This window comes from Geodermatophilus obscurus DSM 43160 (genome assembly GCF_000025345.1).
GTDB classification, from domain to species: domain Bacteria; phylum Actinomycetota; class Actinomycetes; order Mycobacteriales; family Geodermatophilaceae; genus Geodermatophilus; species Geodermatophilus obscurus.
Genome location: NC_013757.1, coordinates 3,896,833 through 3,912,098 on the forward strand (window position 1 = coordinate 3,896,833; position 15,266 = coordinate 3,912,098).

At 68.4% G+C, this 15,266-nt stretch carries 15 protein-coding genes and 1 pseudogene; 6 read left to right on the plus strand and 10 right to left on the minus strand.

The window, feature by feature from the left end; genetic code table 11:
* Nucleotides 1–5: 5 nt before the first annotated feature.
* A pseudogene (locus tag GOBS_RS18170) lies at nucleotides 6–209 on the plus strand (phosphorothioated DNA-binding restriction endonuclease); the annotation flags it as partial.
* A 21-nt stretch (nucleotides 210–230) separates the two neighbouring features.
* Here GOBS_RS18170 and GOBS_RS18175 read toward each other — a convergent pair.
* The 9 genes from GOBS_RS18175 to GOBS_RS18210 all read right to left on the minus strand — a co-directional run bounded on the left by GOBS_RS18175 (nucleotide 231) and on the right by GOBS_RS18210 (nucleotide 5,455).
* Nucleotides 231–584: a DUF5615 family PIN-like protein gene (locus GOBS_RS18175; protein ID WP_012949731.1), complete on the minus strand. Its 354-nt coding sequence runs from the start codon at nucleotides 582–584 to the stop codon at nucleotides 231–233.
* On the minus strand, nucleotides 581–1,015 hold the full coding sequence (locus GOBS_RS18180) for a ribbon-helix-helix protein, CopG family (RefSeq protein ID WP_012949732.1): 435 nt from the start codon (nucleotides 1,013–1,015) through the stop codon (nucleotides 581–583). Before GOBS_RS18180 ends, GOBS_RS18175 begins: the two co-directional genes overlap by 4 nt.
* Before the next feature lie 140 nt (nucleotides 1,016–1,155).
* The gene (locus GOBS_RS18185) at nucleotides 1,156–1,527 is read right to left on the minus strand and encodes a type II toxin-antitoxin system death-on-curing family toxin (protein ID WP_012949733.1); all 372 of its coding nucleotides are present in this window, start codon (nucleotides 1,525–1,527) and stop codon (nucleotides 1,156–1,158) included.
* Nucleotides 1,524–1,730: a ribbon-helix-helix protein, CopG family gene (locus GOBS_RS18190; protein WP_012949734.1), complete on the minus strand. Its 207-nt coding sequence runs from the start codon at nucleotides 1,728–1,730 to the stop codon at nucleotides 1,524–1,526. Before GOBS_RS18190 ends, GOBS_RS18185 begins: the two co-directional genes overlap by 4 nt.
* Nucleotides 1,731–1,767: 37 nt before the next feature.
* Nucleotides 1,768–2,331 (minus strand): HNH endonuclease, encoded by a 564-nt coding sequence (locus GOBS_RS25665; protein ID WP_081448927.1) that lies wholly within the window; start codon nucleotides 2,329–2,331, stop codon nucleotides 1,768–1,770.
* 137 nt (nucleotides 2,332–2,468) lie between these two features.
* Complete coding sequence (locus tag GOBS_RS18200) at nucleotides 2,469–3,623, minus strand: DUF3048 domain-containing protein (RefSeq protein WP_012949736.1); 1,155 nt, start codon at nucleotides 3,621–3,623, stop codon at nucleotides 2,469–2,471.
* A 146-nt stretch (nucleotides 3,624–3,769) separates the two neighbouring features.
* Nucleotides 3,770–3,895 carry a hypothetical protein gene (locus GOBS_RS29390; RefSeq protein WP_279432619.1) on the minus strand — a complete coding sequence of 42 codons (126 nt, stop codon included), beginning with the start codon at nucleotides 3,893–3,895 and terminating at the stop codon, nucleotides 3,770–3,772.
* Between the two features lie 91 nt (nucleotides 3,896–3,986).
* Nucleotides 3,987–4,397, minus strand: coding sequence for a hypothetical protein (locus tag GOBS_RS18205; RefSeq protein WP_243697535.1), 411 nt, complete (start codon nucleotides 4,395–4,397; stop codon nucleotides 3,987–3,989).
* Nucleotides 4,398–4,678: 281 nt separating this feature from the next.
* Nucleotides 4,679–5,455, minus strand: a complete 777-nt coding sequence (locus GOBS_RS18210; RefSeq protein ID WP_012949739.1) for an endonuclease/exonuclease/phosphatase family protein — start codon at nucleotides 5,453–5,455, stop codon at nucleotides 4,679–4,681.
* A gap of 174 nt (nucleotides 5,456–5,629) precedes the next feature.
* Here GOBS_RS18210 and GOBS_RS18215 point away from each other — a divergent pair, with 174 nt between their 5' ends.
* From GOBS_RS18215 to GOBS_RS27720, 5 genes are all read left to right on the plus strand, one after another.
* Nucleotides 5,630–6,217 carry a DUF6642 family protein gene (locus tag GOBS_RS18215; RefSeq protein ID WP_012949740.1) on the plus strand — a complete coding sequence of 196 codons (588 nt, stop codon included), beginning with the start codon at nucleotides 5,630–5,632 and terminating at the stop codon, nucleotides 6,215–6,217.
* 267 nt (nucleotides 6,218–6,484) lie between these two features.
* Nucleotides 6,485–7,561 (plus strand): hypothetical protein, encoded by a 1,077-nt coding sequence (locus GOBS_RS18220; RefSeq protein WP_012949741.1) that lies wholly within the window; start codon nucleotides 6,485–6,487, stop codon nucleotides 7,559–7,561.
* A gap of 319 nt (nucleotides 7,562–7,880) precedes the next feature.
* Nucleotides 7,881–10,988 carry a DEAD/DEAH box helicase gene (locus GOBS_RS18225; protein ID WP_012949742.1) on the plus strand — a complete coding sequence of 1,036 codons (3,108 nt, stop codon included), beginning with the start codon at nucleotides 7,881–7,883 and terminating at the stop codon, nucleotides 10,986–10,988.
* Nucleotides 10,989–11,193: 205 nt separating this feature from the next.
* Nucleotides 11,194–11,973 (plus strand): DUF262 domain-containing protein, encoded by a 780-nt coding sequence (locus GOBS_RS25670; RefSeq protein WP_049788371.1) that lies wholly within the window; start codon nucleotides 11,194–11,196, stop codon nucleotides 11,971–11,973.
* 224 nt (nucleotides 11,974–12,197) lie between these two features.
* Complete coding sequence (locus tag GOBS_RS27720; protein WP_166487451.1) at nucleotides 12,198–12,866, plus strand: hypothetical protein; 669 nt, start codon at nucleotides 12,198–12,200, stop codon at nucleotides 12,864–12,866.
* Nucleotides 12,867–13,006: 140 nt separating this feature from the next.
* On the opposite strand, the gene GOBS_RS18235 is transcribed toward GOBS_RS27720, so the two are convergent.
* Nucleotides 13,007–15,265: a 3'-5' exonuclease gene (locus tag GOBS_RS18235; RefSeq protein ID WP_012949743.1), complete on the minus strand. Its 2,259-nt coding sequence runs from the start codon at nucleotides 15,263–15,265 to the stop codon at nucleotides 13,007–13,009.
* Nucleotide 15,266 lies beyond the last annotated feature (1 nt).

Sequence of the window (15,266 nt, forward strand, 5' to 3'; positions counted from 1 at the left end):
CACCGTTCGACCGCGGGATGCTCGGGCTGGACGACGACCTCGCCGTCGTCGTGTCCCAGCGCTTCTCCGCCCGCACGCCACAGGGCCGGGCCCTGTATGACTTGCACGGCCGGCGGCTGCAGCCCCGTCCGGGCACTCCCCTGACGGCCGAACGGCACGTGGTCTGCCACCGCGAGCAGGCCTTCCGAGGGACGGCGCTGGCCCGCTGACGTGGATCTTCGACCAGGCTCCTAGAGCCAGTCGACGAGCCCGGCATCCGGGACCTGCTCGTCTGCATCCTCGGGCCGGGCGTCCAGCCAGGCAGCGAGGGCTCGCTCCAGTCGCGGCAGATCCTGGGGCCTGCGAGGCCAGCGGCGCGCGGGGACCAGCAGGAGACCCGAGTGGTGCCCGGTGTCCAGGCGCAGGAAGTTAGCGACGTTCCCGGTGACCACGATCCGCCCTCGCTCACGGGCGAACCGCGCGACCTCGATGTCGGACCGGCAGATGAGCTCGGCCAGGTCAGCGACGGCGAGGACGTCGTGGCCGCGGGCCCGCAGGTGCTCGGTGAGGCGCGGGGGGTACATCTCGTCGAGCAGCAGCCTCACTGGCCGCGACCGGCCAGGATCTCCTGCTGGCGGCGCCATGCGGCTTCGGCTTCGTCCGCGGCTCGCTGGGTGGCCTCGATGCGCTCGTCGACCTCGCCGCGGTGGTCGGCGTAGTAGGCCATGGCGGCGCGCACCTGCGACTCGGTCAGCGCGAGCAGGTCGGCGACCGTGGCGATGACGTCGGCTGTCCCCTCGCTCTGGTTCATGCGGAGGGTGCGGATCACCTCGTCGACGTCCGGACCGGCCACCAACCCGGCCCGTCGACCGCTGGGGCCGTCCCGGAAGGTGATGCCCGGGTGCGCCTCGCGGCGCAGCGCTTCATCGAGTAACCGTTCGATGGTCGAGGACACGGACGCCCCGCGCCGCCCGGCCAGATCGGACAGCCGAGCGAGTACGTCGTCCGACAGCCGCACGGAGCGCGGGGTCGCCATGGCTACATCGTGTAGCACGTAGTGAGGGCGGGACCGGGTGTGGGTGCTGAGCGCGGTCCGCGCGGGTCATCCGGCGACCGCGGTGGACGTCGACGTGGCATGTGCCCAGCCGCCGTCGCGAGCGGTGTGCTCCGGTGGGGTCAGCGCGGAGCGACCCGGAGCCGCTCGGCGATCCCCTCGACGTCGGCCGCGCCGGCGGCCACGTCCATGACGAGCTGGAAGGCCGCGTCGTCACTCAGGTCCGGTCGGGTGCCATTGAGGTCGAGGAACACGACGGTGGCCAGCCAGCCGAGCCGCTTGTTGCCGTCGACCAGCGGGTGATTCCGCGCGAGCGAGTGGAGCAGCGCGGCGGCCTTGAGCGGCAACGTCGGGTAGGCCTCCTGCCCGAAGACGATCGCCCGGGGTCGCGCAGCAGCCGAGTCCAGCAGGCCGACATCGCGCACCGGGCCGGTATGCAGCGCCCGGACGAGGCCGAGGAGGTCGTCGAGGTCGAGGTACTCGACCTCGCTCACACCGTGCCCAGGCGGTGCAGCACGTCACCCCACCTGTCGATGAGCCGACCGGTGCTCTCCTGGACCCGCGCAGCGTGGCCGCTGCGCTCGTACCGTTCGAGGACGGCCCGGCGGATGATCTCCTGCCGGGAGGTGCCCTCTGCGGCGGCGAGGGCCGCGAGCGCCCGATCCAACTCGTCGTCGGTCCGCAGGGTCATCGCCATGCCATGATGGTACCGAGGTGATACCACTTCCGGCCATTCAGTCTGCGTCGACAGGCACGTTCCGCAGCGCCCTCGCCCCGGACACCGCGCCGATCTGCCTCACACCCGTCGAGCGGACGCGCGGTCCATGGCGGACGACGGCCGTGACAGACCCTGGTGGGAAGTAGGCCCGCCTGCGCCGCTGCATGCCGGCCAGCTCCCATCCCCACGGCACCCGCGCCGCCTTCCCTCTGTTGTGCCGCCTGCACAGCGCTTGGCCGTTGGCGACGTCGGTCGCCCCGCCGCGGCTGTGCGGGTGGACGTGGTCGGCCTGGAGCGCCTCGGTCTCCCGACACCGACCGAGCAGCCACGAGTGGTGCTCGCACCGGTGACCCGCCCGCTCGAGGAGTGCGACCTTCTCGGCCCGGGAGAAGGTGCGGCGAGGGTCCCGCCCGTGCCCTCCGTGGACGACCGCGCGGCCGAGCCCGACCACCTTTGCGATCGCGAGGAGCAGGACACCGATCAGCCACGGGGTCGAGAGGACCGCTGCCAGGACGCTCCTGAGCACCGCACCGACGAGGTCGCCGGCAGCCATCTCCAGTCCTGCGACGGCTGCGCCCATGCCCGTCTCAACGGGTCCGGCGAGGGAGGACTGGAGCCTCGTCCCGCAGTCGGGTGAATCGGCCGCCGCCGTAACGCTGCCTCAGGCGGTTGGCCCACGCGGGCAGGTAGCTGTCCCACGTCGTCGCCCCTCCGTGGTCAACCGGTGGCGACCGCCCCGGCGCTGTTGGGGACCAGCTCGACCCAGGTGGTCCCGGGCGGCAGCGTCACCGGGGCGCCGTCCGCTCGGGTGAGCGTCACGCGGTCACCGGTCGCCGGCTTGGACCAGGTGGCCTCGACCGTGTGGCCGCCGGAGGCGACGAGGGCCCGGCCGGTGCCGGTCAGGATGGTCTCCGGGACGGGGTTGCCGGCCGGGTCGCGGGCCTCGGTCGCGACGACGTCGACGCGCAGGACGACGACGTTGGTGGCGCCGATCCGCCGACCGTCCGCCTCGACCGCCGGGGTGCTCCCCTCGCTGCGCAGCCAGCGGCCGTCGGCGGCGCTCCAGGTCCACCGGGGGTGGCTGACCCCGGACAGCGTGAGCTCCAGGCTGATTGTCGGTTGGCCCGCGGCGACGGCGGTGGGTCGTTCGCCGGCCGCGGGATGGTCGAACTGCGCGCTGGGTGAGGTTCGGTGCGCGGCGTCGGCCTGGTCCACGAGGGTCTGCGGCACGGCGTAGACGTTGTGCGGCGCCGCGCGGGTCGACGTCCGGTGGAAGCCGCCGGCCGGGGTGTCCTGGCTGAGCACCTGCAGCCCTGCGTCCTGGGCGGCGGTGACGTAGGTCGGCACGCCACCGGAGAACGCGAGCAGCCCGCCCAGCGGCGCGGCGATCGCGGGGTCCATCGGCCGGATCGACCGCACCGGGCCGATCTCGGGCGGGGGGTCGGAGTGGTAGACGGCGACGAACCGGGTGATCCCGCCCTCGACGACCTGCTCCCACACCACGTCCGCGGCGCCCAGCCCGGTCTGCGGGCGGGCGTCGACGGAGTTCTCGATCTTCACCGCGAGCGCCGGGCGGTCGGCGACCGCGTCGGCCGGGACCCCGGTCAGCGGCCAGGCGGGCGCAGCCGGCCTGAACCCGGCGATGACGGACTGCAGGAACGGAAACGCGGACAGGTGCTTCTCAGCGGCCGGCCACGTGACCACCACGCCGGCGGTGATCAGCACCACGAGCAGGGCCGCTCGAAAGGCGCGCCCGGACCTCGACCGGCGGCGGCTCTTCGCCGTCCTTCCGCTGCTGGACCGGGAGCCCTTCGTGGCGCGGGCGCCCTTGCTCGGCCCGGGGCGGGACCGGGGCGCGGTGGACCTGGGCACGTCGGGCTCCTGGCTCGGCGAGGCGTTGCCTACCTGTATCGGCACAGCTCACCGGCCTCGGCACCGTGACTCCGCGGGACAGCCGGGGTGGCCTGGACCCCTCAACGCCACGAATCCCCACAGCGTGTCCAGAACGGCTCGTCACGCTAGCCATCCGCGGTCACCGCCGTCCGGGTCACCAGGTGCCCGTCGATGGGGACGCCGAAGACCGCCTCCAGGTCTGGGCGGCTGATCCCGTCGACCCAGAAGCTCAGAGGGCCGGGCGATGCCACGCCCACGAGCTGTCCACCGCGAGGACATTGGCCGGGAGAGCCGCGAACCCGTCGAACAGAGCCGCCGACGCGGCCGCTGCAGCCAGCGGTGTCACACCTCGACGTCAGCAAAGGCCGACGCACACGACCGGCAGCTGCCGACGGCGCCGACGAACGACTCGGGCGCATGGGCGCGGCGGCACGTGCGGCACCAGCGGAACGACCGGCGCCGGCGCGTGGCGATGGCCTCCGCCACCTCGGCGATGACGTCGGGCGACCACAAGAGGTCGTCACGGCCAAATCGGCTTCCGTTCGTCGGCTGGCAATCCGTCCGGCCCCCGTCCCAGGAGGTCTGTGGCCGGGCCAGCACGAATCCGACCCCGTCGACGCCGACCGCGACCTGAGCCGGCTCACCGCTGACGAACCACTGCATCCCGTCATCGACGGCGGCGTCCTCCCGACGCCACCCGGTACCGAGAGCGCGGACCACGTCGGCGTACTGGACGCGCAGCAGATCGGCCAACGCCTGCTCGTCAGCGGTCGGGTCACCCTCGCGTCCCCACTCGAGCCCGCACGATCGGCTGGCGAGGACGGGCTCGTCCGGAAGGAGAACGCAGCCGCCGAGGGCAACCAGCCCACGCTCGGCGAGCCGCTGGTCCTCGGACCCCGGCAGCCCCCACCTCAACGGGACGGAGTCCTCCCGCTCACACTGAGGACAAATCCGCCCCACCTGGACACCGACCGGTTCAGTCATGCCACTCCCCGACTCGCTGACCGCCCCGTGACGGCCGGGCGCGGATGCTGTCAGGCGCCACCGACAGAATCGACCCCTGTCACTCCAGCGGCGGACGCCGGAAGCCACACGTCAGCGATGTAGGCGGCGTGGTCGCTGAGGTCCTTGTGGTCAGCCCAGGTCGGCCGGTGCACTTCGACCCGCTCGGCCAGCACATCTGCGCTGACGGCGAGGTGGTCAATGGAGTGCGACAGGCGGTTCAGGTGGCTCAGGCCCTGGGTCAGTGCGGTCAAACCGAGGTACTCGAACGCCGCGCGCAGCGTGGTGGCGCCGTCCCGTGTGCCGCCCCAGGTCGGCGGCGTGAGCTCTTGATTGAGATCCCCACCCCAGACGAGCGCCTCACCTGGCCGGCGCTCTGCGGTGATACGGCGGACGTGGTGGTCGAGGACGAATCGCCACTGATCGAACTGGCCGGGCGGGAGGCCATTCCAGTACTTCGCGGCGCCCTTCCACGGCAGGACGGAGCAGGCGACGAGGACGGAGGTCCCATCGAGCGCTAGACGGGCCAGGACCAGCCCCTCGTCACCTGGGTGTGGTGAGTCGCCGGTCGTCAACTCGCTCATCGGCAGCTTGCTCTCGATGGCTGCCCACCGCTTGCACTCGACATCGTCGCTTCGCCGTGGTGAGACGACGAGGTGGCCGTCACGCGGGGCCCAGTCACGGTGCACCTCGGTGAGCAACCAGACGTCGACGGCCTGAGCGTCCATCCAGGCGGCGATCGCCTGTCCCCTCTCCGAGGTCGAGGTCGAGGTCGGGCAGAGCCTCAGGTTCCAGGTGCCGATGCGCACGGTGCTCCTCGGTCGTTGGGGGTTGCGGCCGAGACCTTCGCATCGGTCAGCGACATCGCCGGGAGGCGAGCTGGCGAGTCAGCCTGCGCACCTCGTCCCCCTCATGAAACCCAGCCGTCTCACATCGGCCGCGCCTCGTCCACGAGCCGACCGCCACCACTCATCCTGGCGGGCATGCCGAACCAGGGGATCTTCTGTCTCGAGGGCGACTGGGGGGACTCCCTCGTCGAGCGCCTGAGCGTGCGGCCGGGGCTCGACATGCTTACGACGATGCGCGGCGACCGACTCATCCACCGCAATGCGGCGACGGCGGACGAGTTTGAGTATTACCTGCGCAAGTGGGTCACACGGCGCTACGACGCTTTCCCGCTCGCCTACTTCTCGTACCACGGCGAGCGCGGCAAGCTCCATCTCGGCGGCGATTCTCTGAGCCTCGCCGAGATCGCCGCGATGGTCCCCGGACGACTGGCCAACCGGGTCGTCTACTTTGGGTCCTGCGGCACTATGGCCGCTCCCGAAGAGGAGCTACGCGATTTTGTCGAAACCACGGGCGCACATGCGGTCGCGGGCTACACGAAGTTGGTGGATTGGGCGGAGTCGGCCGCGTTCGACTTCACACTGCTGCCCGAATTGCTGGACAGCGTGGACATCCGGAAGTTGTTCGCACGCCTGTGCAAGCGCCACCCGTACTTCGCCGACGGCCTGGGTCTGCGTCTGGCGACGGCGACCTGGGTGTCATCGACTCGGCGCACGACGGAGTAGCGCCCTGATCTAACGGCGAACCCACCGTGCCGGCGGACGTCGCAGCGACGTCCTGAAGGGAAAGGGGCGGGAGTGACTAGGCAGCAGGTGAAACTCCCCGACTCCGCGGAACCATTCCGGGCCTGGTCCCGGGTCCGATACTGAGAGGGCGAAACAGTGCAGGCGAACAATGGGGAGCCGGTCACCGGCGTTGTCCTTCCAGTCGACCCCGGACATCGGTCAACTGTCCAGGGCGACCCGTGGCGACTGCTCGCTGAGGGCGACGGTGTGCTGGTCACATGGAGTCAGGCACCGGAGCGCAACCCGGACACCTGGGGCAGCGTCCTGCGGGGCACGAGCGCGCTGTCCTCCGAGCTCTCGACGGTCCTCTCCCGGGTCGGGGCGTCGGCCGCGCAGGCGGGGACGACGCTTTTCCGCGTGGAGCTGCCGACGGGGTCAACCATCCGGGACCTCGTACCGGCTGTCGGCGGTGGATTCCGGGGACTCGTCCGGGACGGCTCAGGGATCGCCGGGCACGCGCGGCTGATCGCAGTCGGCGGAGGGGGAGCCGCGGCCGGCGTCGCTCTCGGTCCGCTACTGGCGTTGATGGCCGTGACCGTGGGCGCGGAGATGCTTGCCCGGCACCAGCAGGACAAGAAGCTGACGCAGATCCGCGAGGGGATCGCCGCCCTCCGCCGGATCGATGACGAGACCATGGACGCCCAACTGGACAGCGTCGAGGACGCGTTGGCCATGAGCAGCGCGGCGCTTGTTGATCGCGTTTCGATCCCTTCAGCCATCGGGCTCGGGCCCGCTGTCGACAACCTCCGTGTGGTCAAGAACCGCGGGCTGTCCTGGTTGAGCCGGTGGGAGACGGGCGCATCGAAGGAGATCCCGGAGAGCGGCGGTGTGGCCGTGGAGAAGGTGCAGGGCCTGCTCGCCGGTGACGACTCGTCTGAGGACTACCGGCGCTTTCCTCAACAGGTGGCTCGGCTGTACCGCGCGCTCACCCTCGACAGCCGGGCACTCGTTGTCACCGGCGCAGAGGCGTCCTTGCGGAATCGCGACGAGTCACTCACCTACCTGCAGGACAGCCTGTCAGCCCAGCTACAGCAGAACGCCAAGACCCAGCAGCGACTGCAGGACCTGCTGTGGCGGCTCGCGGAACCGCCGATCACCTATCGATTCCCGTGGCAAGGCGGAGACGCAATCGCTCTCGACCGGGACCTGGCCACCCTCGCTGCCAACGTCTCTCGTCTGCCGGACGCGCCGGCCCTGTTGACGCAGGGCAATAGGCAGGTCCTGGAGGTTCTGCGCCGCCCCGACGGCATGACACATGTCCTCTCGCCCGCGACGGCCGCTTGAGCGACAGGGCTCTTGTCCCGCTCTCCATCCAGTCGGGGGGACCGGCTGTGGCTCCTCGACCCCGCCATCGCGAGCCGCGCGAGGTCGCCAGCAGCTCGCGATAGCGGGGTCGAGCACGTGAATCGTGCGGAGCGCGGCGAGCATGGCACCCTGTCGAGAGGACCCTCAAGGTCAGCCAGACGCCAAGCGAATGCTTGCTCATTGCCGGGTCCGCCCAGGGCCGGCGGGGTTGACCCTGCGTGGCAATCGAGCGATGGGGCTTCTGGTCACAGCGCGTCGAACACCAAGAACCGCGTGACCTTCCGGTTACGTTCGGTCTATGGGGGACACGCCCACGGGGCTGTACGAGCACCTGGTCACCGATCGGCTCAACAAGGACCTGCCCGCGGCCGCTCCGGACCTTATCCAGCTCGGCACGCTCGACCCGGCCGATGCGCACGAGCCGCTGACCCGCCACATCGCCGTACTCGTCAGCCGGGCCTTGCGGGCGGCCGGGGGGAGCGACGCAACGGCCATCAATCGGCAGGTCGAGCTAGCCAACCGCCTCGTTGCCGCCATCGGCGACCTGGCGCCGGATGTCGCCGACATGGACGACGCCGTCACCGCCCCGGCCCGAACCCTTCTGGCGATCGCTCCGCCAAGTGGCATCCCCGGTCCCACGTCATTCCCCGAGCGCCCCGCAGTCCCGCTGTCGACGAGCGCCTTGCTCGTCAACGGCCGCGGACAACCGCGGATCGGCTACGAGGTGACCCGCGAGATGGCCTCGGCTGACCGGGTGGACCTGCTGTGTGCCTTCATCAAGTGGCAGGGCCTACGGGTCATCGAGAAGCAGCTCACCGAGCTGCGCGAGCGCGGCGGCCGGCTGCGTGTCATCACCACCACGTACATGGGCGCCACTGACCAGCGCGCACTCGACCGCCTGGTCGAGCTGGGCGCAGAGGTCAAGGTCTCCTACGAGACCCGGACGACGCGGCTGCACGCCAAGGCTTGGCTCTTCCACCGCGTCACCGGCCTGTCGACGGCATACGTCGGCTCGTCGAACCTCTCCCGCACCGCCCTCACCGACGGTCTCGAGTGGAACGTGCGGTTGTCCAGCGTCGAGCAGGCGCACCTGCTCACCACGTTCGCCGAGACCTTCAACAGCTACTGGCTCGACCCGTCGTTCGAGACCTACGAACCGCAGCGTGACGGCGACCGGCTCCGCGAGGCGCTGGCCGCGGAGCGCGGCGGCCCGTCCGACCTGCCCATCGAGATCACGACGCTCGACGTGCGCCCCTTCGGCTACCAGCAGGAGATCCTCGAGGCACTCGACGCCGAGCGGACCGTCCACGGCCGGTGGCGCAACCTCGTGGTGATGGCGACCGGCACTGGCAAGACGGTCGTTTCCGCGCTGGACTTTCGGCGGCTGCGCGAGAGCGGCATGGTCGACCGGCTCCTCTTCGTCGCCCACCGCGAGGAGCTGCTGACGCAGAGCCACTCTACGCTCAGGCACGTGCTGCGCCAGGGTGACTTTGGCGAGCTCTTCGTCGGCGGGCAGCGTCCTCGCGAGTGGCGGCACGTGTTCGGCTCCGTGCAGTCGCTCAACCAGCTCGACCTCGGCGAGCTCGACCCCAGTCACTTTGACGTCGTCATCGTCGACGAGTTCCACCACGCCGAGGCGAGCACCTACCGGAGACTGCTCGAGCACCTCAAGCCGACCGTCCTCCTCGGCCTGACGGCGACGCCGGAACGAACGGACGGCGCCGACGTGCGCACCTGGTTCGGCGGACGCACCGCTGTCGAGCTGCGACTGTGGGAGGCACTCGAGCAGAACCTCCTCGCGCCGTTTCAGTACTTCGGCGTCCACGACGACGTGGCGCTCGACCGGCTGCGGTGGAAGCGCGGCCGCGGCTACGACGTCACCGAGCTGAGCAACGTCTACACCGGCGACGACCACCGCGTCCGGCTCGTCCTGCAGGCGGTCAAGGACAAGGTCGAGGACCCCGGCCGGATGCGGGCGCTGGGCTTCTGCGTCAGCATTCAGCACGCGCAGTACATGGCCGACCGGTTCACCAGGGCCGGCATCCCGAGCCGGGCTGTGACGTCGACGTCGTCTCGTGAGGAGCGGGCGGCGGCACTGGCCGCCCTGCGCGACCGGGCGGTGAACGTCCTCTTCACCGTCGATCTGTTCAACGAGGGCCTCGACATCCCGACCGTCGACACCGTGCTGTTCCTACGGCCGACCGAGAGCGCGACGGTGTTCCTCCAGCAGTTGGGCCGCGGCCTGCGGCTGGCCGAGGACAAGGCCTGCCTGACCGTCCTCGACTTCATCGGCGCCCAGCACAAGAAGTTCCGCTTCGACCTGCGCTTTCGTGCGCTGACCGGCAGCTCTCGACGCGGGCTACAGCGCGACGTCGAGCAGGGCTTCCCCACCCTGCCGGCGGGCTGCCACATCGAGTTGGACCGGGTGGCGCAGCGGATCGTCCTCGACAACATCAAGCAGTCGCTGAGCGTGCCGTGGCAAGAACTGGTCAGCGAGGCGAAGCGCGAGCAGTCACCGTCGCTGTCCGAGTTCCTCGAGGAGACGGGCGTCGAGCTCGAGGACCTGTACCGCGGCAACGGTCGCAGTTGGTTGGACCTCAAGCGGGCCGCCGGCTGGGTCGACGACGCGCCAGGACCGGACGACTCCGCGCTGGGTGCCGCGCTGGGCCGCATGCTGCACGTCGACGACCTGGAGCGGTTGCGGTTCTTCGGGTCAATTACGCGGTTGGACACCGTGGCGCAGACCAGCGTCCGCATACGGCGGCTGGCCGCGATGCTGCACTTCTCGCTGTTCGGCTCACAGAGGCCGTTCAGCAGCGGCGAGGCGTCGCTCGCCCGACTGTTGGCCCACCGGGGACGCGCGGAAGAGCTCGTCGAGTTGAGCGACGTCCTGCACGGGCGAATTCACCGGGTGGCCCGACCGTTGGCTGAAGCCGGCGACCGTCCACTGCACGTGCACGCCCGCTATAGCCAGAACGAGGCTCTGGCGGCCTTCGGCAAGACGAATTTGAGCGGCTCATTCGGTGCGGGCGTGCACTGGGTGGAGGAGGACCAAGCCGACGTCTTCTTTGTGACCTTAAAGAAGACTGAGACGCATTACTCGCCCACGACGATGTACGCGGACCATGCCATCTCTCCAACCATGTTCCAGTGGGAGTCTCAGAACACGACCTCTGAGCGCACCGCGGTAGGCAAGCGATACATCCACCACCGAGACATGAGCACGTCCGTGCACCTGTTTGTCCGCGAGACCAAGACGGCGGATGGAACACTCGGGACGCCGCCGTACCTCTACGCCGGGCCAATGTCTTACGTCTCCCACACCGGCGAACGCCCCATGCGGATCCTCTGGCGACTCGAACACGCACTCCCGGCCGATGTCTTCCACGCCGCTAGAGTCGCGTGACGTCCTCCCGGTTGAGAAGACAAGCAACTCAGGACCGTCCACGGGACGGGTGAGCGCCTTCATCCTGACCCCGACTGCACCGACATACATGCTCCACATCCCCGATGATGGACCTCCGCAGTGTCATGCTTGTTGGCACAGATTCCCGCCAGAGGCGGCCCAGGCGCCATGACAAGCGGCACGGAGTCGCAGGAGGAAGGGTCAAGTGGGGTACGGCACCGAGAGCTTGATCAGTCAGGTCCAAGCTCTTCTTGGCGGCAGCCTCGTTATCCCGTCGATCCAACGCGGTTACGTCTGGCAGAGGCCGCAGGTTCCCCGACTCCTAGACAGCCTCTATCGGGGATACCCGGTCGGGAGCCTCCTGGTTTGGCGGACGACTCTCGAGGTCCCACTGCGCATAGCGGCCGTCGTCCAAGGCATGCCCACGTACGCACACCCCGGGGTACTCCTGGATGGTCAGCAACGATTGACATCAATGGCCAAGGTCATCGCTCCTGACAAGGTCATTGGCCCGCCGCTCGACGTCCGTTTCGACCTACGATCCCAAACGTTTCTCAACCCCAGCGCCGTGGAAAGGAGGGACTCTAAGCTCGTTCCGGTATCGGATATACTCGCCGACTCGCCGCAATTCGCGGAGCTGGTCCGACAAGCGCTGGCCTCCGACGAGCAGGACTTGTTCGACTGCTACTACGAGCGCCTCAAGCGCGTCCACAACATCCGACAATACGCGATACCCATCATCGGCATCGAATCTGAGGACTACGAAGAGATTGCGGAGATTTTCGCTCGAGTGAACCAGGGTGGTCGACGACTCTCCAAAGGGGACTTGGTCTACAGCGCGATAGCCGCGCGTTGGGCAGACGGGCTAGACACCATCGACCGGTTCATGGAGGAACTGGAACACGCAGCCTTCCGTCTTGATCGGGAGGCAGTTCTGCGGCTTATGGGACTTATCGCCGGAACGGGCGCACACGCATCAAGTTGATAAATAAGGATGTAACCGGGGACCAGCTGAAGTCCGCCTGGGCGGAGACGGAGTCTGCGGTTCGCCTAGCCGTAGACTTCTTGCGCGCCGAATGTGGTATTCCGCGAGCGGCCGTACTCACCTCACCCAACGTCGCCGTCATACCCGCCTACCTCCTACACCAGCGAAGAGGCCGACTGACCGACGACGAAGTCCGCCTCCTGCGGCGCTGGGTTTATACCACCATGGCGTTCAGTCACTACTCCAATCAAGTCGAAAGCAAACTTGACGTCGAGGCCCGCCTCTGCCGAGAGAAGAGCGGTACCACTCTCTTCGACGACCTGATTCGACGGGCGAGCGGTCCCCGATCGACAGACACGCCCCTATCGCCCGAGGACCTGGCCGGCCGAGGGTCAAAGAGCCCGTTTTTTGCTCTGCTGTACATCGCCGCCCTTCGAGGTGGCGCCAAGGACTGGCTGTCAAACTCCGCCCTTAGTGCCGCCCCAATGACCAGCTCGTCGCAAATCGAGTATCACCACATTTTCCCCAAGGCTCGAGTACAGCAGCGCTACGGCAAGGATGCGACGAACAACCTCGCAAACCTAGCCTTCATCTCCGGGAATGCGAATCGGAGGATCGGGGCCAAGAAGCCCGAGGAATATCTCCAAACTTTGGACGCACGTCGACTGAGCGAGCAGTGGATAACGCACGACGAGCGACTCTGGCAGATCTCCGCCTTCGAGCAGTTCCTGACAGACCGTCGACTACGCATGGCACAGGTTCTCAATGATCTTTTGGGGCTCCCCAGGTACAAGGCGGGTCGCGCGCGACACATGGAGAGCACACTCCCATTCGCCGATGAGGACTTTGGATTCCTCCCCTTCAGCGACAGCGAGGATGAAGATGAAACCTGAAAGACACCACCGCTGGTCGGACGGCGATTTATCGGCATGACTCACGGAGCCGTGACCGACATTGATGCGCTAGCTAATGTCCGACTCCCGAGACAAGTTGAGCCGCGGCATCTCGTCGCATACCCGCTGCGAATACAGCGCTACGACAGTTGGACGGCGGGCAGAAACTCGCTCTTTCGTCCGCTGGTGGTAATGACGAGCTCATCTCGGGCACGGGTTGCCGCGACGTATAGCAGCGACCGCTCCCGGGTGAGCGCGTCCGCACGGTCTGCCTCGGTGAGGTCCTTGAGAAGATACTCAGCCGGCACCAGCCCCTCGTTCACACCGAAAATCAGAGCGCGGGAAAACTCCATGCCCTTGGCGCGGTACATGGTCATCACCAGTGGGTGGCCCTCACGCTGGGCTCCCTGCTCCACGACTCGCACCGTGATGCCCCGCTCCTCGAGTCCTCGGCTGACCTGGCCGGCCTGCTGGGCATCGCGGACAAGGATGCCAATGGTCTCCGGGACGACGCCGCTCTTCAACCACTCACCCACCGTGTCGGCCGCCGCCTTGAGCTCCTCGCTGAGGTTGCTGCACTCCGCGACCCGAGGTGGAGGACCGCTGCGTGCCGAGCGGTAGTGCCCCGAGGTCTCGGGGGCGTCCTCGAGATCGATGAAGTCCTCCCCTTCGAGCACGCCGACGGCGTACTGCAAGGTCTGAGCGGTCGTCCGGTAGTTCAGCTTCAGCCGCTGTGAACGCCCGACGACCCGGATGCCGTATCGCCCGAGCACGACTCGTTGGCCGTAGATGCGCTGCTGAGAGTCCTCGGCCAAGAACATGTCGTTAGGTCCCAACTCCACGAGCGCGCGTAGGAACTGCCAGTGGCTAGGGTTCAGGTCCTGGCCCTCGTCGACTAGCACGTGGTCCAGCACTCGAGGTTCTCCACCCGACGCCCGCCGTTCCAGCGACGTTGCGGCGATCGCGCCGGCTTCGGCAAAGGCGATGCTGCCCTCGATGCTTGCCCGCGACCGATACGCCTCGATGACGGACCAGACGGCCAGCCGCTTCTTGCGGTCAAGGGCCACCCCTCGTCCGGGCCGACGAGCGGTGAGGTACGCATCACGAGTGGTGACCCGCGCGGGCAGCACGACCATCGCGTACTCCGAGATGAGGAAGGCCTTGCTGCGAAGGTCGGCTGGAAGCTCCGATCCAACAGCCGCGGCAGCATCCCGCCACACGGAATCGGGAGTACGAGTAAAGATCTCCCATGAGCGGGACCCGAGCACCGGCTCGATGTCCAGCGCCAGATCCGCCTCGTCGCTCCGAAGGACAGCGCTGACCGCAGCGTCGATGCCGGAGACGAAGACCCCGGGCTCCCCCAGCCGGCGGGCGAGCGGCAACGTTGGGTCGAGCCGGCGCAGGTCTGCCTTCATGGCGTCAGCCAGGTTCTTCGTGAAGGTCGTCAGCAGGATGCGCGCATTAGGGTTCTGACGAGCCAGATGGCGGGCACGGTGCAACAGGACGACGGTCTTCCCCGTCCCGGCACCACCGGAGAGCCGAAAGGGGCCGTTGTACGTGGCGGTGGCGTACTTGCGCTGCTCTGGATGGAGGAACACCCGCCACGCCGCGAAGTCGGTGTCCTCAATGGCCCGGCGTAGTTCATCGTCGTCCTCGATGAACGCGAACTGCATCTGCGCCGCAGGGTGCTGCAGCGCCGCGAGCAGCCGCTCGTCCTCACCGTCATCGGCGACGAGTGCAGCCGGCCGCTGATCGATGCTGAGAGTGGTCTTCACGTCGTCGACGCTCGTGCCACTGGCCAGGTCGATCAGGGCGAGACCCTGCCACTGCACGGCCTTGTCGGCGAGCGCGAGAATCGTGTCCTCGGACGTGGCCGCAAGTGCCGCGTGGGCCAGCGCCTCATCGATCCCCAACTGCTTCACCAACACGTCCTCGTCGATCCCGAACCCCGGGAGCAGCGCGGGCAAGGGGGCAGGAGTGACGAGCTCGCGGGGCGGTTCGGGTGTGGCGGCGACCGGCGGTGCCACATCAAGGGGTGGGACGGCGTCCTCGGCGAGCTGATCCTCGCCGGCGATGATGAGTTCGGCGATGCCGTTGACCGGGTTGACGGTGAGCCGCGCCTTCTTCGCGAAGGCGATCGCCTCGTCGTGAGCGAGGACGCCGAGGTACACGTAGTGGGCGGCGGCTCCGTGGCCCTGCACCTTGAACAGCACGGCCCGGTAGAAGTCGTTGACCCGGCCGGTGCGGACCCGGTCGTCGATCGCGCCGTTGATGGGCTCGATGTGCAGCCCGGGCAGCGCGTCGTTGTCGGAGAGCTTCTCGAGGAAGGCGTAGGCCTGCTTCTTGACCGACGAGTCGAGCGCCCCGGTCTGGCTGGGACCCATGATGATCTGCGGCACG